The sequence below is a fragment of the Arthrobacter sp. 05T47 genome, from assembly GCF_056395825.1.
The window spans coordinates 23,867-48,138 of sequence record NZ_JBFTKG010000034.1 but is presented as its reverse complement, the minus strand read 5'-3'; the positions used below and the strand labels follow the sequence as shown (position 1 = coordinate 48,138).

21 protein-coding genes are annotated in these 24,272 nt (G+C 68.3%); 16 read left to right on the top strand and 5 right to left on the bottom strand.

All coding sequences use genetic code 11. The annotated features are described in order from the left end of the window. Together AC1DEY_RS18710 and AC1DEY_RS18705 are read right to left on the bottom strand one after the other, a co-directional pair. The coding region (locus tag AC1DEY_RS18710) for an acyl-CoA carboxylase subunit epsilon (protein ID WP_476869275.1) at window positions 1–251 on the bottom strand (251 nt) is incomplete at its 3' end. Beyond that, on the bottom strand, window positions 248–1,831 hold the full coding sequence (locus tag AC1DEY_RS18705) for an acyl-CoA carboxylase subunit beta (protein WP_476869274.1): 1,584 nt from the start codon (window positions 1,829–1,831) through the stop codon (window positions 248–250). The genes AC1DEY_RS18705 and AC1DEY_RS18710, both read right to left, overlap by 4 nt. 204 nt (window positions 1,832–2,035) lie before the next feature. On the opposite strand from AC1DEY_RS18705, the gene AC1DEY_RS18700 reads away from it, so the two are divergent. From AC1DEY_RS18700 to AC1DEY_RS18655, 10 genes are all read left to right on the top strand, one after another. Continuing rightward, a complete protein-coding gene (locus AC1DEY_RS18700) occupies window positions 2,036–2,941 on the top strand; it encodes an SDR family oxidoreductase (RefSeq protein ID WP_476869273.1) in 906 nt (301 codons plus the stop codon). A 186-nt stretch (window positions 2,942–3,127) separates the two neighbouring features. After that, complete coding sequence (locus AC1DEY_RS18695; RefSeq protein WP_476869272.1) at window positions 3,128–4,066, top strand: biotin--[acetyl-CoA-carboxylase] ligase; 939 nt, start codon at window positions 3,128–3,130, stop codon at window positions 4,064–4,066. Next, window positions 4,059–4,658 (top strand): PH domain-containing protein, encoded by a 600-nt coding sequence (locus AC1DEY_RS18690; protein WP_476869271.1) that lies wholly within the window; start codon window positions 4,059–4,061, stop codon window positions 4,656–4,658. The genes AC1DEY_RS18695 and AC1DEY_RS18690 overlap by 8 nt, the downstream gene beginning before the upstream one ends. Next, entirely contained in the window at window positions 4,648–5,988 is a 1,341-nt protein-coding gene (locus AC1DEY_RS18685) for an adenylate/guanylate cyclase domain-containing protein (protein ID WP_476869270.1), read from the top strand. The genes AC1DEY_RS18690 and AC1DEY_RS18685 overlap by 11 nt, the downstream gene beginning before the upstream one ends. Before the next feature lie 134 nt (window positions 5,989–6,122). Continuing rightward, window positions 6,123–6,908, top strand: a complete 786-nt coding sequence (locus tag AC1DEY_RS18680; RefSeq protein WP_476869269.1) for a PP2C family protein-serine/threonine phosphatase — start codon at window positions 6,123–6,125, stop codon at window positions 6,906–6,908. Beyond that, complete coding sequence (gene ligA, locus AC1DEY_RS18675) at window positions 6,895–9,252, top strand: NAD-dependent DNA ligase LigA (RefSeq protein WP_476869268.1); 2,358 nt, start codon at window positions 6,895–6,897, stop codon at window positions 9,250–9,252. The genes AC1DEY_RS18680 and ligA overlap by 14 nt, the downstream gene beginning before the upstream one ends. Next, window positions 9,249–10,091, top strand: a complete 843-nt coding sequence (locus AC1DEY_RS18670) for an inositol monophosphatase family protein (protein ID WP_476869267.1) — start codon at window positions 9,249–9,251, stop codon at window positions 10,089–10,091. The genes ligA and AC1DEY_RS18670 overlap by 4 nt, the downstream gene beginning before the upstream one ends. Before the next feature lie 121 nt (window positions 10,092–10,212). After that, a complete protein-coding gene (locus tag AC1DEY_RS18665) occupies window positions 10,213–10,716 on the top strand; it encodes a GNAT family N-acetyltransferase (RefSeq protein ID WP_476869278.1) in 504 nt (167 codons plus the stop codon). Window positions 10,717–10,870: 154 nt separating this feature from the next. Further along, window positions 10,871–11,254 carry a RidA family protein gene (locus AC1DEY_RS18660; protein WP_476869266.1) on the top strand — a complete coding sequence of 128 codons (384 nt, stop codon included), beginning with the start codon at window positions 10,871–10,873 and terminating at the stop codon, window positions 11,252–11,254. Window positions 11,255–11,326: 72 nt separating this feature from the next. Then, window positions 11,327–13,042: a SulP family inorganic anion transporter gene (locus AC1DEY_RS18655; RefSeq protein ID WP_476869265.1), complete on the top strand. Its 1,716-nt coding sequence runs from the start codon at window positions 11,327–11,329 to the stop codon at window positions 13,040–13,042. 18 nt (window positions 13,043–13,060) lie between these two features. Here AC1DEY_RS18655 and AC1DEY_RS18650 read toward each other — a convergent pair whose 3' ends face one another. Further along, on the bottom strand, window positions 13,061–13,732 hold the full coding sequence (locus AC1DEY_RS18650) for a response regulator (RefSeq protein ID WP_476869264.1): 672 nt from the start codon (window positions 13,730–13,732) through the stop codon (window positions 13,061–13,063). Further along, complete coding sequence (locus AC1DEY_RS18645) at window positions 13,725–15,503, bottom strand: sensor histidine kinase (RefSeq protein ID WP_476869263.1); 1,779 nt, start codon at window positions 15,501–15,503, stop codon at window positions 13,725–13,727. The genes AC1DEY_RS18650 and AC1DEY_RS18645 overlap by 8 nt, the downstream gene beginning before the upstream one ends. 170 nt (window positions 15,504–15,673) lie before the next feature. Here AC1DEY_RS18645 and AC1DEY_RS18640 point away from each other — a divergent pair, with 170 nt between their 5' ends. From AC1DEY_RS18640 to gatB, 4 genes are all read left to right on the top strand, one after another. After that, a complete protein-coding gene (locus tag AC1DEY_RS18640) occupies window positions 15,674–17,152 on the top strand; it encodes a CitMHS family transporter (RefSeq protein ID WP_476869262.1) in 1,479 nt (492 codons plus the stop codon). Window positions 17,153–17,290: 138 nt separating this feature from the next. Further along, entirely contained in the window at window positions 17,291–17,587 is a 297-nt protein-coding gene (gene gatC, locus AC1DEY_RS18635; protein ID WP_091249523.1) for an Asp-tRNA(Asn)/Glu-tRNA(Gln) amidotransferase subunit GatC, read from the top strand. A 4-nt stretch (window positions 17,588–17,591) separates the two neighbouring features. Next, window positions 17,592–19,157, top strand: a complete 1,566-nt coding sequence (gatA, locus tag AC1DEY_RS18630) for an Asp-tRNA(Asn)/Glu-tRNA(Gln) amidotransferase subunit GatA (RefSeq protein WP_476869261.1) — start codon at window positions 17,592–17,594, stop codon at window positions 19,155–19,157. Further along, on the top strand, window positions 19,157–20,662 hold the full coding sequence (gene gatB, locus AC1DEY_RS18625) for an Asp-tRNA(Asn)/Glu-tRNA(Gln) amidotransferase subunit GatB (RefSeq protein ID WP_476869260.1): 1,506 nt from the start codon (window positions 19,157–19,159) through the stop codon (window positions 20,660–20,662). The genes gatA and gatB overlap by 1 nt, the downstream gene beginning before the upstream one ends. A gap of 3 nt (window positions 20,663–20,665) precedes the next feature. Here gatB and AC1DEY_RS18620 read toward each other — a convergent pair whose 3' ends face one another. Next, window positions 20,666–21,574: a LysR family transcriptional regulator gene (locus tag AC1DEY_RS18620; protein WP_026537693.1), complete on the bottom strand. Its 909-nt coding sequence runs from the start codon at window positions 21,572–21,574 to the stop codon at window positions 20,666–20,668. A gap of 145 nt (window positions 21,575–21,719) precedes the next feature. On the opposite strand from AC1DEY_RS18620, the gene tdh reads away from it, so the two are divergent. Together tdh and AC1DEY_RS18610 are read left to right on the top strand one after the other, a co-directional pair. Then, window positions 21,720–22,766 (top strand): L-threonine 3-dehydrogenase, encoded by a 1,047-nt coding sequence (gene tdh, locus AC1DEY_RS18615; protein WP_476869259.1) that lies wholly within the window; start codon window positions 21,720–21,722, stop codon window positions 22,764–22,766. Window positions 22,767–22,842: 76 nt separating this feature from the next. Next, entirely contained in the window at window positions 22,843–24,054 is a 1,212-nt protein-coding gene (locus AC1DEY_RS18610) for a glycine C-acetyltransferase (protein ID WP_476869258.1), read from the top strand. The last annotated feature ends 218 nt before the right edge of the window (window positions 24,055–24,272 follow it).

Sequence of the window (24,272 nt, the reverse complement as noted above, 5' to 3'; positions counted from 1 at the left end):
CGCAGCTGCTGGCGGCGCACCCAGTGCCGGACTCCAGGGGTTTCCGGTGCTGCCTGCTCGGCCTGCCCCAGGGAAAGCACGACGGCGGTCAGGGCCGCCAGCTCTTCCGGCGTCGGATGGCCCTTGGCGACGGAGAACAGGACTGCGGGTGCGGTCTCCGGCGTGGTGGCCGCTTCGAGGGACGCGGCCTGAGCCTGCGAGGGCTGGGAGCCGGTGGGGACCTGCGAAGGTTGGGCGTCGGTGGGGATCACAGCGGGATGTTCCCGTGCTTCTTGGCGGGCAGCGCGGCGCGCTTGTCGCGGAGCGCGCGCAGGCCCTTGATGATCTGCACCCGGGTCTCGGACGGTGCCACCACGGCGTCCACGTAGCCCAGCTGGGCGGCCTGGTAGGGGTTGAGCAGCTCTTCCTCGTACTGGCGGATCACTTCGGCGCGCTTGGCCTCGACGTCGCCGCCGTCCTCGGCCACYGCGGCGAGTTCGCGGCGGTACAGGATGTTCACGGCTCCCTGRGCGCCCATGACRCCGATCTGGGCGGTGGGCCAGGCGAGGTTSAGGTCCGCGCCGAGCTTCTTGGAGCCCATCACGATGTAGGCCCCGCCGTAGGCCTTGCGGGTGATCACGGTCAGCTTGGGCACGGTGGCCTCGGCGTAGGCGTAGAGCAGCTTCGCGCCGCGGCGGATGATGCCCTGGAACTCCTGGTCCTTGCCRGGGAGGAAGCCGGGCACGTCCACGAGGGTGATGATCGGGATGTTGAAGGCGTCGCAGTGCCGGACAAAGCGGGCGGCCTTCTCCGACGCGGCGATGTCCAGGGTGCCGGCGAACTGCATGGGCTGGTTGGCCACGATGCCCACTGTATGGCCCTCCACCCGGCCGTARCCSATGATCACGTTCGGGGCGTAGAGGGACTGCATCTCCAGGAAGTGCGCGTCGTCGACAATCTGCTCGATGACCTTGCGCATGTCGTARGGCTGATTGGCCGAGTCCGGGATCAGYGTGTCGAGSGTGAGGTCGTCGTCGTCGATCTCCAGCTCCTGCTGGTGCTCGAGCACCGGCGCCTCGGCRAGGTTGTTGGAGGGCAGGAAGTCSAGCAGTTCGCGGACGAACTCGACAGCGTCGGCCTCGTCGGAGGCCAGGTACGTCGAGGTGCCGGTGTTGGCGTTGTGCTGGCGGGCGCCGCCGAGGGTTTCCATGTCCACGTCTTCGCCGGTGACRGTCTTGATGACATCCGGGCCGGTGATGAACATGTGGGAGGTCTTGTCCACCATGACCACGTAGTCGGTCAGGGCRGGGGAGTAGGCCGCGCCGCCGGCGGAGGGGCCCATGATGAGGGAGATCTGCGGGACGACGCCGGACGCGTGGACGTTGTTGCGGAAGATGTCCGCGAACATGGCCAGCGAGGCAACGCCTTCCTGGATGCGGGCGCCGCCGCCGTCGAGGATGCCCACCACGGGGCAGCCGTTGCGCAGCGCGAACTCCTGGACCTTGACGATCTTCTCGCCGTTGACCTGGCTCARCGAGCCGCCGTAGACAGAGAAATCCTGGCTGTAGACGGCGACGGGGCGGCCGTCCACCGTGCCGTAGCCGGACACCAGCCCGTCGCCGAGCGGCTTCTTCTTCTCCATGCCGAAGGCGGTGGAGCGGTGCACGGCCAGCGCATCGAATTCGACGAAGGAATCGGCGTCCAGCAACAGGTCGATGCGCTCGCGGGCGGTGTTCTTGCCGCGCGCGTGCTGCTTCTCGATCGCTTCCGGGCCGGAAGGCTGCTCGGCACGGGCCTGGCGGTCGCGGAAATCTGCAATCTTTCCCGCAGTCGTGGTCAGATCGTGGCTCATCAAGTGTCTCCGGCTCTGTCGCTAGCTTATTCGGTGCCCGTCYTGCGGGGTCCTTTGGTTGGAATCCACAAAAGCAGGGCTCTGCTGGCAAGTCTAGTGACGGTATTGGCGGGTGCCGCTGTAGGGAACCTACAATTTTCCCGCGATGAAGCTCCCGCACCGCTTTGTTACCCGCCAGTAACATACGTCCGCTAGAGTGTGCTCATGACTTCAAGCAATGATGCTTCGGGCGCCGCCCCGCAATCCCAGCAGCCGGTGCCGTACCAGGCCGCCGGTTCCCTCCAGGGCCGCACTSTCCTCATCTCCGGGGGAAGCCGCGGCATCGGCCTCGCCATCGCGCTCCGCGCAGCCCGGGACGGCGCCAACATCGTCCTCATGGCCAAGACCGGCCAGCCCCACGCCCGGCTCGAAGGCACCGTGTACACCGCCGCCGAACAGATCGRGGCCGCCGGCGGCCAGGCGTTGCCGCTGGTTGGCGACGTCCGGAACGACGCCGACGTCGCCGGCGCAGTCGGCGCCGCCGTGGACCGCTTTGGCGGGATCGACGTCGTSATCAACAATGCGTCGGCGATCGACCTCTCCAGCACCGATGACGTGGACATGAARCGCTACGACCTCATGCAGGACATCAACGTCCGCGGCACCTTCCTGCTCTCGAAGATGGCACTGCCTGCGCTGCGGGCATCCGGGGCCGGCCACATCCTGACGCTCTCCCCGCCCCTGAACCTGGACCCCAAGTGGGCCGGGATGCACCTGGCCTACACCATGGCCAAATACGGCATGAGCCTGACCACGCTGGGGCTGGCCGAGGAACTCAAGGCCGACGGCGTCAGCGTGAACTCGCTCTGGCCCTGCACYTTGATCGACACYGCGGCGATCCGCAAYATGCCCGGCGGCGAGAAGATCGTCCAGGGTGCCCGCAGCCCCGAGATCATGGCCGACGCCGCCCACGCCGTGCTGACCGGTGCCAACGCGGTCCCGGCCGGCGGCAGCCGGAGCGGCAACTTCTATACCGATGAACWGGTCCTCGCCGGGGCCGGGGTGACGGACTTCAGCCCGTACAGCCTCGGTGCGCCGGAGGGCCAGCTGGTCCCGGACATCTTCCTCTGAACATGCTGAGTGTTTTCGGCGGCGTGCCCGGCGGAATTTCCCCATGTTTGAGGACCGGACGCCGAAAAATCCCGGCATGTCCGGCCGACACGCCGGGCATGGCAGCCAAACGTGGGGAGTTTCCGCGGAGTCATTGACCCGGCAGGTGCGCGAGCCGGGCCGGGCTTTCCTCGGTAGGATTCAAACATGGAAGCCGTGCAGGAAACCCCGGACCGTCCGCCCCTGGACCTCAGCGCCCTTAGCGATGAGGCGTTCCTGTCAGCCAACGGAATTCCGCACCTGACGGTGGTGGAATCCACCGGTTCCACGAATGCMGATCTCCTGCGCGGCGTGACCGAGGACCCGGGTGCGTGGCCGGACCTGTCGGTGCTGACCGCKGAATACCAGASCGCCGCGCGCGGCCGGCTCGACCGCCGGTGGGAAGCCCCGGCCCGCAGTTCCGTCTCCGTCTCGCTCGTGCTCCGCCCGGTCAACGCTGCCGGCCGACCGCTGCCGACCCACAGCTACTCCTGGCTCTCCCTCCTGGCCGCCCTCGCCCTGCGTGAGGCGCTCGCGGAGACGGCGGGGCTTCCGGCGGAACTCAAATGGCCCAACGATGTCCTGGTGCGGGGCCGGAAAATCGCCGGCATCCTGGCCCAGCTCGGCCCGCTCGGCGGCGCCGGCACGCCTCCGGTCATCCTGGGCACCGGCCTGAACGTCACGCTCACCGAACCCGAACTGCCGGTGCCCACCGCCACGTCCGTGCTGCTGGAGAACCCGGACACCGTGGACCGGACGGAACTSCTGAAGAGCTACCTGTCCCGCTTCGCCGCCCTCTACCGGAGTTTCTGCAACGCCGACGGCGACCCCGCCGCCGGCATGGCCGGCGGCCCCTCGCTGCACAAGCGGCTGGAACACTTGCTGACRACCCTCGGCAAGCAGGTCCGGGCCCAGCTCCCCGGCGACCACGAGATCATTGGCCACGCCACGCGCCTGGACGAATATGGTTCGCTCCTGGTGACTGATGCGGCGGGCCACGAACACGTSGTGACCGCAGGCGACGTCGTGCACCTCAGGCCGTGGAACCCGGCCGGGRCCGGCSGGCAGGGCGAAGGCCGCASYGGGGCAGAAAGCGGCTATGCGTAAAGTGCTYGTGCCGGGAGAGCAAGTRATTGTTGTGACCCGGCCCCAGCCCAGGATGCTCATTGTCCCGGCGCTGTTTTTTGTYGTTGTTCCGGCGCTGGCCGCGTAYGCCTGTGCCTGGGTGGTCAAGGGCGGCCCYGCGAGGCTGGTGCCCTTCATCCCCAAGGATTGGACGCCGTGGCTGGTRGCTATTTGCCTKGGCCTGGCGGCGTGGGTGCTGCTGGGCTATTGCCTCCCGCGGGTCGTTGCCTGGCACGCCACGCGCTACATCCTGACCAGCCAGCGATTAGTTACCCGCTACGGCATGTTACGGCGGCGCGATGAACAGGTTCCCCTCGCGAGCGTCCGCAATGTGGCCATTGAGCAATCGTTGTTGCAGCGCCTATTGCGCTCCGGGAATATATCCTTGGAGACCGGGTACCCCGATGGAATGGTSGTTCCGGATGTCCCGGAGGCCGCGACATTCCGAAATTTCATGCTCGASGCCATCRGCGASCTCCCCAAAGGCGGGATGTCCGGGGCCGATGGCATGAACTACAACCCGGACGAAGCCCCACCGTGGGAGACGAAAGAAGGTGGAAGAGATGAACGCTGAGAACGTCCACCAGGACATCGACCTCGCCGCCCCGGATTTACCCCGGGAGCCCGAGCACGCTGCCGACCCGGCTGCGGCCGACAGCGACGCCGCGACCACCTTCGACACTGGGACTTCCTTCGATAGTGGCACTTCCTTCGACGCYGAKGCCGGAGAGCCCATCGAACCCGCCCAACACRATCCTGCYCCTGCCGGACACGAACCGGCCGACGGCGGRCMCGACGTCGCCGCTGAGGACTTCGAACCTGGGCCCGACCCCGAACCTGTAGCCCCGCCCACCGGAACCATGTCCGCCGACCGGCTCGCCGCCAAGGCCCTGGAAGCCCGGCTGCTGGGCGGCGAACGCAAGCTCCGGCGCCGGGAAGTCGCCGCCGGTGCCGGCCTGTCCCTGCTTTCGGCCCGGAAACTTTGGCGCGCCCTGGGCTTTCCCAACCTCGGGGATGAGGATGTCGCTTTCACCGAGCGCGACCAGTCCGCCCTGTCCACCATCGTGGACCTGGTGCGTGACGGCAAGCTCACCGAGGAAGCCGCMATCTCGATCACCCGGGCCATCGGCCAGATGACCGACCGGATGGTCGTGTGGCAGATCGAGGCCCTGGTGGAGGACATGGTCCAGGAGCAGGGCGTGCCGGACGCCGTCGCGCGGAAGCGGCTCGTCAGCGAACTGCCCAACCTGATCGACGCCCTCGAGGAAATGCTCGTCTATTCCTGGCGCCGGCAGCTCAACGCCGGTGTGCAGCGCCTCGCCGTCCGGGCCGAGGCCGGGCTGCAGTCCAGCGAAGAGGGCCGCGAAGGCGACGAGGACGATTCCCCGCTGCCGCTGGCCCGGGCGGTCGGCTTCGCCGACCTCGTGTCCTACACCAGCCTGTCKCGCCGGATGAACGAGAAAACCCTCGCCCAGCTGGTGCAGCGCTTCGAAAACAARTGCGCCGAAATCATCTCTGTCGGCGGCGGCCGGCTGGTCAAGACCGTCGGCGACGAAGTCCTCTACATCGCCGAAACCCCCGCGGCCGGCGCCGAGATCTCCCTGGCCCTCTCCCGCGCCTTCACCGAGGACGAGATCCTGCCGCAGGCCCGCGTGGCCATGGTCTGGGGCCGCATCCTCTCCCGCCTGGGCGACATCTACGGACCCACMGTCAACCTCGCCGCACGCCTGACCGCCCTCGCGGACCCCGGCACCGTGCTGGTGGATTCGATGACAGCGGCCGCGCTGGAACAGGACGAACGCTTYATCCTGGTGCCCCGCACRGCCGAGGACGTCCGCGGGTTCGGCGAAATCCACCCGGTGCTGCTGCAGCCCGGCGAGGGCCGGGGCCTCATCCTGGACTGAGCCGGATCAGCCGGCTGCAGCGCGTGGCGGGCTTCTCAGTTGTACGGCCATATGCAATAGTCGGACCGGCAGTTGCGCTCGGCCCGGGTTTGTGACCGCCGTCGACCCACGCGCACACTTTCTTGAGGACCACGATGAACCCAACGCCAGACTCCACCTTCCCGCCGTCGGACGGGCGGGGACCGCGCCTGCGCTGCGGGTACGGCACCGACCGGGGGCTGCGCCGCGAGATGAACGAGGACTCCTTCATCGCCACCGATCCCGTCTTYGCRGTGGCGGACGGCATGGGCGGCCATGAGGCCGGCGAAGTCGCRAGCGGCATTTGCGTKCGCACCYTGGCGGAGYTGCCCCAGGTGAAGWCRGGGGTCCGGAACGCAACGGCCGCCATCCTCCAGGAGTACGTGCTCATGGCCGACGCCGGCATCCGTCACGCTACCGGGTCCCGCGCCGGAACCACCCTGACCGGCGTCGTGGTAGTCGAACAGCCGGACGGTCCRCACTGGCTCGTGCTTAACATCGGCGATTCACGCACCTACCGGTACAGCCACGGCAGGCTCACGCAGGTCAGTGTTGACCATTCCGAGGTGCAGGAACTTTTCGACGCCGGGCAGATCACCGARGCSGAGGCCGCCGTCTATCCGCGCAGGCACGTKGTGACACGCGCCCTGGGAACCGGCGACGACTCCGAAGCCGACTACTGGCTGCTTCCCCTTGAAGAAGGCGACAGGATGCTGGTCTGCTCCGATGGCCTCAACGGAGAGCTGAGCGATGAGCAGATTGGCGGCATCYTGAAGTCTGAGGCGGACCCCCAGGCGGCCGTCGACGAACTGATCCAGGCGGCGTTGCGCAGCGGCGGACGGGACAACATCACAGCGATCGTGGTTGACGCTACGTTTGCAGCCGGAGATGCGCAGTCCTGACAGGACGGGCACTGGACCGGACAAGTGCCGTGATCTAGGGCAGGATAGGTCTGTGAGCACAGGGAACACCGCAGCAGAAGAYACACAAACGCCCTCCGGGGACGTCCGCGAGGAGTACGAGGACCTCGTCGAACAGGTCCGCAAACACCGCTTTGCGTACTACCARGARGATGCGCCGATCATCTCCGACGCCGAGTTCGACGAGCTCTACCGGCGGCTGGAAACCCTCGAGGCCCTGCACCCGGAAYTGGTKGCCAACGATTCGCCCACSCAGGAAGTCGGCGGCGAGGTCTCGGCCGCSTTYACSGCCGTCCAGCACCTGCAGCGGATGTACAGCCTGGAGGATGTSTTCTCGCTCGARGAGCTKGAGGCYTGGATGGTGAAGGCCGAGGCAGGCRTTGCCAARATCGGCAACGGCGGCAATGGCAGCCCAAGGGCGTCGTGGCTCACCGAACTGAAGATCGACGGCCTGGCCGTCAACCTGCTCTACCGCGACGGCGCGCTGGTCCGGGCCGCCACCCGCGGSGACGGCACCACCGGCGAGGACATCACCCACAACGTCCTGACCATCAAGGAAATCCCGCAGCAGCTCAGCGGCACCGGCTTCCCGGYCGAGATGGAAGTCCGCGGCGAAGTCTTYATCCCGTCCCAGGCCTTCGCGGAATTCAAYGAAGCCCTGATCGCGGCCGGCAAGGCGCCGCTGGCCAACCCGCGCAATGCCGCCGCAGGATCACTGCGGCAGAAGGACCCCGCGGAAACCGCCAAGCGGCCGCTGCGGATGTACGTCCACGGCATCGGCGCCCGCGAGGGACTCGAAACCGCCAGCCAGTCCGAGACCTACCGCAAGCTCGCCGAGTGGGGACTGCCCACCAGCCCGTACTTCGAGGTCCTGCCCGGGCTGGCGGACGTGCTGGCCTTCATCAAACGTTACGGGGACAAGCGGCACAGCCTCACCCACGAGATCGACGGCATCGTGATCAAGGTGGACCACTTCGCCACACAGCGGGCCCTGGGCTACACCACCCGGGTGCCCCGCTGGGCCGTGGCCTACAAGTACCCGCCGGAAGAGGTCCACACCAAGCTGCTGGACATYGCCGTCAACGTCGGCCGCACCGGCCGGGTCACSCCGTACGGTGTGATGGAACCGGTCAAGGTCGCCGGCTCCACCGTGGAAATGGCCACCCTGCACAACCAGGAAGTGGTCATTGCCAAAGGCGTGAAGATCGGMGACATCGTGGTGCTGCGCAAAGCCGGCGACGTCATTCCGGAAATYGTCGGCCCGGTCCTGGCGCTCCGGGACGCCCAGGACCCGCCCGTGCGCGACTTCATCATGCCCACCGAGTGCCCCTCCTGCGGCACACCSCTGGCGCCCGGGAAGGAAGGGGACGTGGACATCCGCTGCCCCAACTCCCGGTCCTGCCCGGCGCAGCTGCGCGAACGCGTCTTCCACCTCGCCGGCCGCGGCGCCTTCGACATCGAGGCCCTCGGCTGGGAAGCCGCCATCGCCCTGACCCAGCCSGCCGARCCCTCGGACCCGCCGCTGACCACGGAGGCGACACTGTTCGACCTCACCCCGGAGCAGCTGGCCGACGTCCGCGTCCGCCGCGAGAAGCGCTCCAAGGGCGTGGCCACCGGCGAAGTGGAGCTGGTGCCCTACTTCTTCACCAAGGCCACCACCAAGACCCCGTCCAAGCCCACCGCCACCACGGACAAGCTCTTCCGCGAACTGGAGAAAGCCAAGGCCCAGCCGCTGTGGCGGATCCTGGTGGCCTTGTCCATCCGGCATGTCGGCCCGCGGGCCTCCCGCGCGCTCGCCACCGCGTTCGGCAGCATGGACGCCATCCGGAGKGCCTCCGAAGAGGAGCTCGCCCACGTSGACGGCGTCGGCCCRGTCATCGCCCARGCGCTGACGGAATGGTTCGCCGAGGACTGGCACCGCGAGATCGTGGACCGCTGGGCGGCCGCCGGCGTCCGGATGGCGGATGAACGMGACGAATCCACGCCACGGACCCTGGAAGGGCTGACCATCGTGGTGACCGGAAGCCTCGAGGGCTTCAGCCGCGACGAGGCCAAGGAAGCCATCCTGATCCGCGGCGGCAAGGCGGCCGGTTCGGTCTCGAAGAACACCAGCTACGTGGTGGCGGGCGAGAACGCCGGCACCAAACTGGACAARGCCGARCAGCTCGGCGTCCCCGTCCTGGATGAGGACGGTTTCCGGGCGCTGCTGGCGGACGGKCCGGCCGGCGCGGACAGCGCCGCGGATGCCGGYGCGGACAGTKTGSCTGACGTGGACGACGACGGCSGCGGGTCCCTCGGCGTCGAAGCTGCGGCAGCGGCCGAATGAGCTCACATCCCGCTGGCACCTCCGCTGCGGACCCCGGCACCGCGGAGTTGCTGGAGCTGGCCAAGGCGGCYGCGGCAGCSGGGGCCGCGGTCCTGGCCACCCGGGAGACCGCCGCCCTGGACGTCAGCAACAAGGGTGACTCCGGTGACTGGGTGACGGCTTTCGACCTTGCCGCCGAGGCCGCCGTCCGCGAGGTCATCACCGCAGCCCGGCCGCGGGACATCATCACGGGGGAGGAGGGCGGCACCGTCCTGCCTGCCGAGCCCAGCGGATATCGCTGGTCCATCGACCCGCTCGACGGCACCACCAATTTCATCCGCAACATCGTTTACTACGCCACCTCCGTGGCGGTGGCGGACGCCGACGGCGTCTGGCTGGCCGGTGTCGTCAGCGCACCGGCGCTGGGACGCACCTACTACGCGTCCCGCGGCGAGGGGGCCTGGCTCCAGGAGCAGGGCCGGCTGACCGCCCTGTTGGGCCCGGTCCCCGGCCGGACCGGCCAGATCCTGGCCACGGGCTTCAGCTACGACGCCGACGTGCGGGCGGAACAGGCCACCGCCCTGGGCAGCCTGATGGACGGCTTCGCCGACATGCGCCGGCTCGGGTCGGCGGCGCTGGACCTGTGCCTCGTCGCGGACGGCACCCACGACGCCTATGGCGAGCGCGGGCTCAACGAACACGAYTTCGCCGCCGGGGCCCTGGTCGCCGAGGARGCAGGCTGCTGGGTSCGGCGGCCCCGGCTCACCAGCCCCCTGGCCGGCGGACCGTCCGACGACGAGCGCCTGGCCGCCTGGACGTGCGCCGGCTCGCTGGAACTCTCCGGCAAGTTCCCGCTCTAAGCGGCGCAGTGCCCGAGGGCGGTGCCTGAGCGAGGTAGTCCCTGAGCGCTGTAGTGATAGTTCAGTCACGGAAACGGCGGTTCCGGGGGTGACCGGCGCCGGACGCCCGTACCATTGACAGGTGCCTTCGCAGATCCTCATTCGCCCCGCCGTTCCGGCCGACTTCGACGCCATWGCGCGCATCACCCGGGACGCCTACCTGGCGGCGGGCTACTTCGAGAGCGCGGACCACCCGTACATGCGCCAGATCCAGAACGTCGGGCAGCGCGCMGCTGACGCGACGGTGTGGGTCGCGGAGCGCGACGGCCGGATCCTCGGCTCGGTCACGCTGGCGGTCGCGGGCGAGCCGTACGCGGACATTGCCCTCAGCGACGAACTGGAGTTCCGCATGCTCGTGGTGGACCCGGCGGTCCAGCGCAGYGGCGCCGGCAAGACCATGGTCGAGGCCATCATCGAGCAYGCCAGGTCGCTGCCGGGCATCGGCGCCGTGGCCCTCACMACGGGCCAGAGCTGGGAAAGCGCCCACGGCCTCTACCGGAAAACCGGCTTCCKCCGGGCACCGGACCGCGACTGGCTGGTCCCCGGCACAGACATCAAACTGCTCGTCTACCGCCAGGAGCTSTARGCCCCGGCAGCGGCGCCCATCTGCCAGCCTGCCCGCCCCGCCGCCCCGCCCCGTGCCGCCGCACCGCACGACACAAAGCCGCCGGGTTTGGCGGCCCGAGTGCCTTGCGACCTACAGTTGTGCCGATCCCTGCGGCAACTGCGAAAGGCACACCATGCGCAAAACCTTCGGCACCGGCTCCACCTGGGAACAGACACTCGGCTATTCCCGGGCTGTCCAGGTGGACAACACCCTSTACATTTCCGCGACGGCCGCCAGCGGCGACGACGGAATTGTCGGCGACGACTTCTACACCCAAACCAGCTACATCCTGCARAAGCTCGGCGCMGTCCTGGCCGASGCCGGCTTCGGCTTCGAAGACGTSGTKCAGTCCAAGCTGTACCTGACGGACATCAGCAAGTGGGAAGAGGCCGGCCGCGCCCACGGTGAGGTTTTCGGGGACATCCGCCCGACYCTCTCCCTGGTTCACGTGCTGCCGTTCCTGGACCCCAAGATGCTCGTCGAGATCGAACTCGTSGCCCAGAAGAGCGCCAGCTAGAAACCGGTTGCTTGTGCCGGGCGCCGGCGCCGGACTCTGGTGGAACCTCSGGACTTGGAGTAAGACTGGCCCATGAAGAGGGCGCAGGGAAGAGGTCCGGCCGGGGTCCCGATCATTGGCCAGTTCCGCTCGTATGACCGCACGTGGCTGCGCGGCGACCTGATCGCCGGAGTCACGGTGGCGGCCCTGATCGTTCCGAAGAACCTGGGRTAYGCCGGAATCGCCGGCGTACCGCTGCAGAACGGCCTGTATGCCGCGGCCGCCGGCGCCATCGTRTATGCGATCTTCGGCACGTGCCGGCAGATCTCCATGGGGCCGAGCTCCGGCCTGGCGGCGGTGGCCGCGAGTGCCGTGCTCGCGGCWGGCATCACCARCGAGCAGGATGTTGCCTCGTTCGTTGCGGGAATCACCCTTGCCTCCGGGATCCTGTTCCTGCTTCTGGCCGTCCTGAAGATGGGSTGGATTGCGCAGTTCCTCTCCAGGGCCGTGGTCACCGGGTTCCTCTTCGGCGCGGCGATCGACGTCGTGATCGGTGAGCTTCCCAAGCTCACCGGGACCGAGGTCACCGGCTCGAACCCGATCCAGGAACTSTGGTCATGGCTGGGGACCCTGGGCGAGGCCCAGCAAACCACAGTGGTGGTTGGCGTGATCGCGCTGGTAGTSGTCTTCGGACTGAAGGCGATCGCGCCCAAGGTCCCCGGCGCCCTGGTCCTGGTGGTGGGYGGGCTGCTGGCCGCGGCACTGTTCGATCTCGGGGCCAAGGGCGTGGCCCTCGTAGGCGACGTCCCCAGCGGGCTGCCCTCGCTGCAGGTCCCGAACGGCCAGCTGATGTGGGACCACGTGGGAACAGTGGCTGTCGCGGCGGTGGCGCTGGTCCTGATCGGCTTCTCCCAGACCGCCGGGGATGCCCGGGCGTTCGCCGCCAAACACCGCTACCAGATCGACATCAACCAGGAATCCATTGCCCAGTCGCTGGCCAACATCACCGCGGGACTCTTCAAAGGGATGCCCGTCTCCACCAGCCTGTCCGCGAGCTCGCTGAATGACCACTCCGGRGCGAAGACCGGGCTTGCCTCCCTCACCTCGGGGGTCACCGTGCTGCTCACGCTGCTCTTCCTGGCGCCSCTGTTCTCGATCCTGCCCAAACCGGTACTSGCGGCGCTGATCATCGAGGCCGTGGTCATGGGCATGATGAACCTGCCGGAAATGCGCCGGCTTGCCCGGGTGCAGAAGTTCGACTTCTGGATTGCGGTCGCGGCGATCATCGGCACCCTCATCTTCGGCGTGCTCGCCGGCGTCGTCATCGGGATCGGACTYTCGCTCATCTGGCTCGTCCGGGTGGCCACCCAYCCCGAGATGCCCTCCCTCGGCCGCGAGCCYGGCACCCAGGTCTTCCGCGAAGCCGCTGATCAYCCCGGCGACGAGACCGTTCCCGGCATAGCCGTCATCCGGTTCGACGGCGGCCTGTTCTTYGCCACCGCCGACGCCCTGGAGGACCGCYTGCGCGAGGTCATCCAGTCCACGCCCGGACTCACSGGGATTGTGCTCGACTGYGGCGGAATCAACTTCGTCGACTCCCARGGGGCAGCGAAGATGGCGGACATCGTGAACCTGGCCCGGGAGTCGGACGTCAACCTGCGCCTGACCCGGCTGAAGCCGKCCGTCCGGGCGGTGCTGGARCGCGACGGCGTGATMGWGCGCCTCGGSGYGGAGATGATCCACGGCAACATCTTCAGGGCCGTCCAGGCMGAGCAGGCGGACGCGCAGAAGGAACCTGACGCCAGYTAGTTGCTGGTGCTGTGCGGGCTAGTGGCCGGTTGCGGCGGGGATCCCGTAGCGGTGCTCGGGCCGGCCCGTGGTGCCGTACCGCARCTGGATGTCGACGGCGCCGTCGTCCGCCAGCGCGGACAGATACCGTTGGGCGGTGGCCCGGGACACRCCGACCCGGGCGGCGACGTCGGCGGCGGAATACTGCTCRCCGGGAACCAGGGACTCGAGCACCGCKGCCTCGGTGGCCGAACGGGGCCGSGCCGAGGCGACCACATCGCCCGGGATCAGGGCGCGCTTGGCCCGTTCCACCGTCTCCTGGCTGACGGAGCCCGGCTGGCCCAGGATCCGCCGGTAGCGGGCGTAGGAGCGSAGCTGCTGCGAGAGGGATTCGGACGTGAAGGGCTTGAGCAGGTAGCCYAGTGCCCCGCGGCGGAATGCGAGCCGCAGCGAGGCCGTGTCCGAGGCCGCGCTGAGGATCACGGTGTCCACGTCCAGTTGGTGCAGCAGGTCCAGGCCCGAAGCGTCCGGGAGGTAGACGTCCAGCAGCACCAGGTCCGGGCGCAGGCTGTGAATGGCCTGCAGGGCCTGSGAGGCCGAKCCGGCCGGCGGCAGCGCCAGGAAGCCGGCCACCGAATCCACRTAGGCGGCGTGCAGYTTGGCGACGTGGAAGTCATCGTCGACAATGAGCACCCTGAAATCCTCAGACATCGTTGTCCTCTCCGTTTGGCTGWATGGCTCCCGGCAGTGTCGTTCCGGGCAGTGTGGTTCCCGGCAGTGTGGTTCCCGGCAGTGTGGTTCCCGGSAGCGTGGCGACGAACACGGCGCCCGGGCCGCCGGGGGAGCCSGGRTCCAGGATCCGCACGTCCCCGCCGCGGCGGCGTGCGAGCTGCCGGGACAACGCCAGCCCCAGGCCYTGCCCGGCCCCGGCCCGCGCCGGGTGTTCCGAGGTCGTGAAGCCCTCCGAGAAGACCGCATCTGCCCCCTCCGCCCCGTCACCAGTGATTGCCGAGCCCAGGCCGTCGCCGGAATCCGCGACGACGATGTGCAGGGTGCCGGGGCCGCCSYCGKTTCCCGGTTCGTCGAGCACTTCGACTTCCACCCAGCGTTCGGCCGCCGAGCCGGCGACGGCSGCGTTCACSGCGTTGTCGATCAGGTTCCCCAGGACGGTGGTGACRTCCTGGGGYTCGGTGACGTGGCCGCGGACCACGGATTCGGGGCCGAGGCGCAGGCTCACGCCGCGCTCGTCCGCCTCGACGCCCTTGGCGCCAAGGAAGGCCTGCAGATAGGGGTCCTGGAGCAGCTCGGCCTGGTCCACCGGGAACGCCAGCGGCCCGGTGCCSGCCAGTTTGGCRAGGTAGTCCTGGGCCTGCTGRGGCTGGCCGATGCTCATRAAGCCGGCAATCGTGTGCAGCTGRTTGGCGAACTCGTGGCGCTGCGCCCGCAGGGCARCGGACATGGTGCCGACGGCGTCGAGCTGGCGGGTCAGCTGCTGCAGCTCGGTCCGGTCCCGCAGCATCACCACCCAGCCCAGGTCCTCGCGGCCATGCAGGGCTTTGCGGGCGCTCGCCACCAGGACCCGGCCGCCGGCGACGAGYTCCACGGCGTCGCCCTCGGCCGCRTCGGCCCGGGTCAGGGCCTTGAGCTGCGCCGGGACCGGAGCCGCGGCCCAGGCGGTGCCCGCGAGGTCRGGAACGCCGAGCAGCCGCTGGGCGGCGGCGTTGAAGACACTGACCCGGCCGTCGGCCGCGACGCCGATCACGCCGTCGTCGACCCCTTGCAACACGGCCACCTGGTCGTGGACGAGCGTGCTGATCTCCTCGGGCTCCAGCCCGAGGGTGAGCCGCTGGAGCCGCCGCCGCAACAGGAAGGAGGCCAGCACGCCGGCCAGGAGCGCCCCGGCGGCGGTGACGGCGATGGGGAGGATGTCCCGGGCCAGGCTCTGGCTGATCGTTTCGGTGGAGTAGCCCACGCTCACCTCGCCCACCACCGCCGTGGAGTCCGGGGCGAACACCGGGACCTTGGCCCCGGCGGACGGACCCAGCGTGCCCGTGTTGCGCGTGGTGACCCCCTTGCCGGCGAGGGCCTCGGAGGGGTCGGTGCTGACCTTTTCGCCCAGCCGTTCCGCGTCCGGGTGCGCCAGCCGGATGCCGGTCTCGTCCGTGATGACCACGAACAGGGCCCCGGTGCGGGTGCGGGCGCCCTCGGCGGCAGCCATCAACGGGCCGGCCAGCAGCTCTGCCGCCGGGGGAGCGGCGGGCAGGGCGCTGATGGACTGGACGTCTGCCCGWACCGAGGGGTCCGAGGCCACCGTCCGGGCCAGGGTCAGCGCCTGGTTCTCCGCTTCGCGGCCCAGCCGGTCGTAGGTCAGCCAGGCGTGGACGGCGCTGCTCAGCAGGACCACGAGCGCCACGACGCCGAGCTGCAGCAGCAGCGTCTGAGTGGAAAAGCGCAGGGYCGGCAGAGGTGTGCGGCGCTTCATCGGGCTCCTGCCTGGTGGTCGATAGGGACGTGAGCAAAATGCGCAAAATGCGTCCAATAAGCAGTATGCCAATCAATTGAGCCAAAGGCCCAGCCGTGACGGGCGCCACTCTAACGTCTGTAGTGCGCATCACACCGGAGTGGTGTCATTCAAAGAAGAAGGAGCCGGCCGTGCTGGTATTACTAGGATTCGCCATGATCGCGGTATTCATGGTGCTGATCATGAMGAAGAAGTTGACGCCCGTATTGGCGCTCATCATCGTCCCCACAATCTTCGGGCTTTTCGCCGGCGCGGGCCTCGGCATCGGACCCATGGTCATGGATTCCATGAAGTCCATGACCTCCACGGCAGCGCTGCTGATGTTCGCGATCATCTACTTCGGCCTGATGATCGACGTCGGACTCTTTGACCCCCTGGTCCGGTTCATCCTGCGCAAGCTCGGCAACGACCCCGCCAAGGTGGTCCTCGGCACGGCCATCCTCGCCGCAGCAGTGTCCCTCGACGGCGACGGCTCCACTACCTTCATCCTCACCACCGCGGCGATGCTGCCGGTCTACCTKCGGCTCAAGATGAGCCCCGTGGTCCTGACCTGYGTKGCCGGCCTGGCCAACGGCACCATGAACATCCTGCCGTGGGGCGGTCCCACCGCCCGCGCCGCCACCGCRCTGAAGCTCGATGTCAACGATGTCTTCGTTCCCATGATCCCGTCCCTGATCGCCGGCCTTGTTGTGGTGCTGGTCTTCTCCTGGCTGCTCGGCCTGCAGGAGCGCAACCGGCTCCGCGCCGTTGCGCCGGAAATCTGGGGCGTGCCGGACTCGGCTGAAGGGTTCGACGGCGGCACCGGCGGCCGCTCGACCGGCGSTTCCGGAACCGGCCGCGGCCGCAAGGGCTCCGGCCCCGCAGGAAACTCGCCGGCSGGGCTCTCCCCGGAGGGATCCTCCGTTGCAGTCCTGGAACGCACCGACGTCCTCGTTGACGACCGCGACTCCGCCWTGGCCGACACCGCCCTGGACCCCAACCGCAAGACCCTSCGYCCCAAGCTGTTCTGGTTCAACCTCGGCCTGACGGTCGCGGTCATGGTGACGCTGGTYGCCAACATCATTCCGCTGCCGTTCGTCTTCATGGTCGGCGCCGCCATCGCCCTGCTGGTCAACTTCCCCAACGTCAAGGACCAGGGCGCCCAGCTGATCGCCCACGCACCCTCGATTGTCGCCGTCGTCAGCATGGTCATGGCCGCCGCGGTCCTCACCGGCGTYCTCAACGGCACGGGCATGGTCAAGGCAATGTCGGAATGGCTGGTCCAGATCATCCCGTCCGACATGGGCCCGCTGATGGCCGTCATCACCGGCGTCCTGAGCATCCCGATGACGTTCTTCATGAGCAACGACGCCTTCTACTTCGGCGTCCTGCCGGTYCTGAGCGAGACGGCGGCCCACTACGGCGTCAGCGCCGCCGACATGGCCCGGGCCTCCATCACCGGCCAGCCCTTCCACCTGCAGAGCCCCCTGGTCCCGGCCATCCTGCTCCTGGTCTCCCTGGCCAAGGTGGACCTGGGCGACCACCACAAGAAGGTCCTCTGGCGCACGGCCGTCATCTCCCTGGTCATGCTGGGAGTAGGAGTCCTCACCGGAGCCATCGGCATCGGCTAAGCCCCCCACGAGATGACAGTTCGCGGCAGTGTTTGCACAAAACATTGCCGCGAACTGTCATCTCGGCGTCCGACGGTAACCGCAGTTCAATCCACGTAGACTGGGACGGAAAATAATCCGAACTTGCAGGGGAGATCCATGGCTGCGATCAACCGCGACGACGTCGCGCATCTCGCGCAACTCGCGCACATCGAGATGAGTGCCGAAGAGCTCGACAGGATGGCCGGCGAACTCGCCGTCATCGTCGAATCAGTGAAGTCCGTCAGTGAAGCTGCCGGTGACGACGTCCCGGCCACGTCKCACCCGATTCCGCTGACCAAYGTGTTCCGCGAGGACGTCGTGGGCCACACATTTACGGCCGAGCAATCCCTCTCCGGTGCCCCCGACGCGTACGAAGGCCGTTTCAAGGTCCCGGCAATCCTGGATGAGGACTAAGACCATGACTGAGAACAACGAACTGATCCGCCTCTCCGCCGCCGCGCTCGCCGAGAAGCTGGCCGCCCGCGAGATCACCGCCGTCGAGGTCACCCAGGCGTACCTGGACCGCATCGCCGCCGTCGACGGCAAGGTCCACGCCTTCCTGCACGTCAACACGGAGGAGGCGCTCGCCGTCGCCGCCGAAGTGGACGCGATCCGCGCCGCGGGCGGYGCCGCCGCCGACGAGCTCCACGTCCTCGCGGGCGTGCCGATCGCCGTCAAGGACCTCATTGTCACCATCGGCCAGCCCACCACGGCCGGCTCGAAGATCCTCGAAGGCTGGAACAGCCCCTACGACGCCACYGTSGTCGAGCGCCTGCGCGCCGCSAAGATGCCGATCCTGGGCAAGACCAACCTGGACGAGTTCGCGATGGGCTCCTCCACCGAGCACTCCGCCTWYGGCCCCACCCACAACCCGTGGGACCTGGAGCGCATCCCCGGCGGTTCCGGCGGYGGCTCCGCTGCCGCCGTCGCGGCCTTCGAAGCCCCGCTGGCCCTGGGCACGGACACGGGCGGCTCCATCCGCCAGCCCGGCGCCGTCACCGGCACGGTCGGCGTCAAGCCCACCTACGGCGGGGTCTCCCGCTACGGCGCGATCGCCATGGCCTCCTCRCTGGACCAGATCGGCCCGGTCTCCCGCACCGTGCTGGACTCGGCCCTGCTGCACCAGGTGATCGGCGGGCACGATCCGCGCGACTCCACCTCGCTCCCGGACCCGCTGGAGGACCTCGTCGCCGCGGCCCGGACCGGCAAYGTCGAGGGCATGAAGATCGGCATCATCAARGAGCTCCACGGCGAGGGCTACCAGGCCGGCGTCGAGAACCGCTTCAACGAATCCCTCGAGCTGCTCAAGGGCGCGGGCGCCGAGATCGTCGAGGTCTCCTGCSCCAACTTCAAGTACGCCCTGGGCGCCTACTACCTGATCATGCCCTCGGAGGCCTCCTCCAACCTGGCCAAGTTCGACGGCGTCCGGTACGGCCTGCGGGTCCTGCCCGAAGAGGGRCCGCTGACGATCGAACGYGTCATGGGYGCCACCCGTGCCGCCGGCTTCGGTGATGAGGTCAAGCGCCGCATCATCCTGGGCACGTACGCCCTGAGCGCCGGCTACTACGACGCCTACTACGGCTCGGCCCAGAAGGTGCGCACCCTGATCCAACGCGACTTCGAGGCCGCGTTCGCCCAGGCCGACGTGCTGATCTCCCCGACGGCCCCCACCACGGCCTTCAAGCTCGGCGAGAAGCTCAACGACCCGCTGGCGATGTATCTCAACGACGTCGCCACCATCCCCGCCAACATGGCAGGCGTGCCSGGRCTCTCGCTGCCCGGCGGCCTGGCCGATGAGGACGGACTGCCGGTCGGCATCCARCTGCTGGCCCCGGCCCGCCAGGACGCCCGGCTGTACCGCGTCGGCGCGGTCCTGGAATCGCTGCTCGAGGCGCAGTGGGGCGGCCCGCTGCTGGACAAGGCACCATCACTGACAGCAACTTCCCTTAATGATGCCGTCGCGAGCCACGGAGGTTCACACTAATGACTGACGCAACCCTCAGCTTCGAAGAGGCGATGGAGAAGTACGATCCCGTCCTGGGTTTCGAGGTTCACGTGGAGCTCAACACCAAGACCAAGATGTTCTCCTCCGCGCCGAACGTCTTCGGCGACGAGCCGAACACCAACGTCAACGAGGTGGACCTCGGCATGCCCGGCGTTCTCCCTGTGGTGAACAAGACCGCGATCGAGTCCTCGATCAAGATCGGCCTGGCGCTGAACTGCAAGATCGCCGAGAAGTGCCGCTTCGCCCGGAAGAACTACTTCTACCCGGACACCCCGAAGAACTTCCAGACCTCCCAGTACGACGAGCCCATCGCGTACGACGGGTACCTTGACGTCGAGCTCTCCGACGGCACCGTGTTCCGCGTCGAGATCGAACGCGCGCACATGGAGGAGGACGCCGGCAAGCTGACCCACATGGGCGGCGCCACCGGCCGCATCCAGGGTGCGGACTACTCCCTGGTGGACTACAACCGCTCCGGCGTGCCGCTGGTCGAGATCGTCACCAAGCCGATCGAGGGCGCCGGCAGCCGTTCCCCCGAGCTGGCCAAGGCCTACGTCGCCGCCGTGCGCGAGATCGTGAAGAACCTCGGCGTCTCGGACGCGAAGATGGAACGCGGCAACGTCCGCTGCGACGCCAACGTCTCGCTGCGCCCGCACGGCCGCGAACGCTTCGGCATCCGCTCGGAGACCAAGAACGTCAACTCGCTGCGCGCCGTCGAACACGCCGTCCGCTACGAGATCCAGCGGCACGCCGCCGTCCTGGACTCCGGCGAGCCGGTCACCCAGGAAACCCGGCACTGGCACGAGGACACGCGGACCACGACGTCGGGCCGGGCCAAGTCCGACGCCGACGACTACCGCTACTTCCCGGAACCGGACCTGGTCCCGATCACCGCTTCCCGCGAATGGGTCGAGGAACTCCGCGCCACGCTGCCCGAGCCGCCGGCCGCCCGCCGCAAGCGCCTGCAGGCCGACTGGGGCTACTCCGACCTGGAATTCCGCGACGTCGTCAACGCCGGCGTCATGGACGAGATCGAGGAAACCATCGCCGCCGGCGCCACCGCCACCGTGGCCCGCAAATGGTGGATGGGCGAGATCGTCGGACGCGCCAAGAACGCCGACGTCGACCCCGGCCAGCTCGGCGTCGCACCGGCCACGATCGTGGAACTGAACAAGATGGTCGAAGAGGGCAAGATCAACAACAAGATGGCCTCCGAGGTCCTGGACGGCGTGCTCGCCGGCGAGGGCACCCCGGCGGAAATCGTCGAGCAGCGCGGCCTCGCCGTGGTCTCCGACGACGGCCCCCTCCTGGAAGCCATCGACGCGGCCCTCGCCGCGCAGCCCGACGTCGCGGACAAGATCCGCGGCGGCAAGCTCCAGGCGATCGGCGCGATCGTCGGCGGCGTCATGAAGGCCACCCGCGGGCAGGCCGACGCCGGCCGCGTCCGTGAACTGATCCTGCAGCGCCTCGGCGTCGAAGGCTAGGTCCTAGCCACCCACTAAATCGGTCATGATGGTCTGAAGCGCTTCGCAGACCATCATGACCGATGTGCGTTTAAGGTTCTCGGGCCTGGCCAGGAGGTCAATCCGGCGCCGGGTGCTGATGCCCTCCAGCGGCCGCAGCACGATGTCCGGATTCAGCACGGGCCGCGCGGTGTGCCGCGGCAGCAGGCCGATCACGCCGCCGGCCGCCACGAGCGCCGCCACGGTCGAATAGTCGTTGATCCGGTGCACAATGTTCAGCTCGCGGCTGGAAACGGCCGCGACGGCGGAGAGCACGTCCGCGGGGGAGTAGCCTGCCCGGCTGGTCACCCACGGTTCGCCCACGACGTCGTCGGCCGTCACTGCACGCTGACCGGCCAGCCGGTGCCCGGCGGGCAGGGCCACATCCAGGGGCTCGTGCGCCAGCGGGATCACCGCGACGCGTTCCTCGGGCCAGCGCGGGCTGTGGTCCATCCGGTGCGCCAGCACCAGGTCATAGCGTGCCGTCAGGGCCGGGAAATCCTGCTGGGCCACGTCCTCGTCCGAGAGCAGGATCCGCGGCTGGCCGGGGCCGTCCAGGAACCGCGCCAGCGGCGCGAAGAGCGCCTGCCCGGCGCTGTGGAAGCCGCTGAGCGTCACCGGAGCGACCGGAGAGCCGTGGTACGCGCCGATCGCCATCTTCGCATCCGCCATGGCGCTCACGACGGCGGCCCCGGCGTCCGCCAGGACCTGTCCCGCCTCCGTCAGCACCAGGTTCCGGCCCTCCTTGCGGGTCAGCGGCACCTCCACGGTCTTCTGCAGCGCGGCCAGTTGCTGGGACACGGCCGACGGGGTCACGAGGAGGGTTTCGGCGACGGCCTTGACGCTTCCCAGGGCTCCGAGTTCGCGCAGCATTTCCAGCTGGTGGATTTCCATGCCAGCCATTCTATGCAACAGCAATTGCTAATTCGTCGATTGAGAAAAATTCGGTTGTGCTAATGCTTTTGGATGGGTCTAATGGGGTGAGTTGTCCCACACGACCGCATCCTTTCCGGTGCGTTCCACACAGTTAGGCAGACCCATGAAGGCTCTCTACAAGGCCGGCGCCCACGCAGGCTTCGAACTCGTCGACCGTCCCGAGCCGGAGACCGGCCCCGGCGGCGTCAAGATCCGCGTCATGACCACCGGCATCTGCGGCACAGACCTGCACATCCAGGCCTGGGACGCCTGGGCGCAGGGCATCATCAACGCCCCCCTGATCGCCGGCCACGAGTTCTACGGCGAGGTCGTGGAAATCGGCGAGGACGTCCTGGACGTCAAGGTGGGCGACCGCGTCTCCGGCGAAGGCCACATCGTCTGCGGGATCTGCCGCAACTGCCGCGCCGGCCGCAGGCAGATGTGCATCAACACCGTCAGCGTCGGCGTCCAGCGCGACGGCGCCTTCGCCGAGTACGTTGTCATCCCCGAGACCAACGTCTGGGTCCACCAGGACCCGTCCGTCACCCCGGAACTGGGCGCCATCTTCGACCCGTTCGGCAACGCCGTCCACACCGCCCTGAGCTTCCCGCTGGTCGGCGAGGACGTCCTGATCACCGGCGCCGGCCCCATCGGCCTGATGGCGATCGCCGTCGCCCGCCACGCCGGCGCCCGCAAGATCGCCATCACCGATGTCTCCGCCCCCCGCCTCGAACTGGCCCGGCAGCTCGGCGTCGACCTCGCGATCGACGTCTCGAAGATGCGGGTCAAGGACGCCCAGCGTGAACTGGGCATGCGCGAAGGCTTCGACATCGGCATGGAAATGTCGGGACACCCCACCGCGCTGCCTGAGATGATCGACAACATGAACCACGGCGGCCGGATCGCGATGCTGGGACTGCCCAGCCAGTCCATCGACATCAACTGGGGCAAGGTGGTCACGCACATGCTGACCATGAAGGGCATCTACGGCCGCGAAATGTTCGAGACCTGGTACGCGATGAGCGCCATGCTCGCCTCCAACCCGGTCCTGCACGCGAACATCTCGGCCGTCGTCACAGACACACTGCCGGCCACCGACTGGGAAAAGGGCTTCGAAGTGGCCCGCGCCGGCGTCGGCGGCAAGGTGGTCCTCGACTGGACCGTCTTCTAGGCCAGCCCCTTTTCAGAACCCCTTCCCGACCCGCCCGCATTTTGCCCCCGCATCCAACCAGCTGAGGAGCCAACCCATGTATTCAGCCATCAAGGACCAGCTGCAGCACGAACTCGACGAGATCCGCAGCGCCGGCCTGTTCAAGACCGAGCGGCACATCGACTCGCCGCAGGCCAACCGCATCAAGGCCGGGCAGATCGGCGAGTCCGGCGCGGACGTGCTGAACTTCTGCGCCAACAACTACCTGGGCCTCGCGGACCACCCCGACATCATCGCCGCCGCGAAGACCGCAATGGACGAGCGCGGCTTCGGCATGGCCAGCGTCCGCTTCATCTGCGGCACCCAGGACCTGCATCTGGCACTCGAGCAGCGCGTCTCGAAGTTCCTCGGCACCGAGGACACCATTTTGTTCTCCAGCTGCTTCGACGCCAACGGAGGTGTCTTCGAGTCGCTTTTCGGCCCGGAAGACGCCGTCATCTCCGACGCCCTGAACCACGCCTCCATCATTGACGGGATCCGGCTCTGCAAGGCCCAGCGCTTCCGCTACGCCAACCAGGACATGGCAGACCTCGAGGCGAAGCTGATTGCGGCCAGCACCCAGGAGAACCCGGCCCGCCGCAAGATCATCGTCACGGACGGCGTCTTCTCGATGGACGGTTTCCTGGCCCCGCTCGAAGCAATCTGCGACCTCGCCGAGAAGTACGACGCCCTGGTCATGGTGGACGATTCCCACGCCGTGGGCTTCATGGGCGCCACCGGTGCCGGCACGCCGGAGCACGCCGGAGTCTCGGACCGCGTGGACATCTACACCGGCACCTTCGGCAAGGCCCTCGGCGGCGCCTCCGGCGGCTACGTCTCCGGCCGCAGCGAAGTCATCGCCATGCTTCGCCAGAAGGCCCGCCCCTACCTGTTCTCCAACTCGCTGGCCCCGGCGATCGTCGCGGCCACGCTCAAGGCCCTGGACCTCGTGGAGAACTCCGGCGAACTGCGCGGCAAACTCTTCGCCAACGCGGAGCTCTTCCGGAACCGCATGAGCGAGGAAGGCTTCGACCTGCTTCCCGGCGAGCACGCAATTGTCCCGGTCATGTTCGGCGACGCCGTCATGGCGGCCAAGGTGGCCGACGCCATGCTCCACCACGGCGTCTTCGTCACGGCATTCAGCTACCCGGTGGTCCCCAAGGGCGCAGCCCGGATCCGCGTCCAGCTTTCCGCCGCGCACAGCTCCGACGACGTCGAGGCCTGCGTCCAGGCGTTCGTGCGCAGCCGCGCGGCGGTGGCAGCAGCCTAGGCGGACCCCAGCGGCCGGACCCCAGCTCAGTCACAGGGGTCCGGCCCGGCCCGGCATTGCCCGTTCATCCCGGCTTCCTCCGCTGCTTGCCCGCGGGACATGCCCAGCCCCGGCGGCCAGGAGTGGACATAATGCCACTATGTCCACTGGCCGCGACCAACGGGGGGCATGTCCCGGGCCGGCAGGCGGCAGCGAGGGACATGTCCAGTCGTGCGCGC

Coding starts and splice junctions, on each gene's coding strand:
- gatB (WP_476869260.1), top strand. CDS start 19,157: ATGACTGACGCAACCCTCAGCTTCGAAGAGGCGATGGAGAAGTACGAT.
- AC1DEY_RS18620 (WP_026537693.1), bottom strand. CDS start 21,574: ATGGAAATCCACCAGCTGGAAATGCTGCGCGAACTCGGAGCCCTGGGA.
- tdh (WP_476869259.1), top strand. CDS start 21,720: ATGAAGGCTCTCTACAAGGCCGGCGCCCACGCAGGCTTCGAACTCGTC.
- AC1DEY_RS18610 (WP_476869258.1), top strand. CDS start 22,843: ATGTATTCAGCCATCAAGGACCAGCTGCAGCACGAACTCGACGAGATC.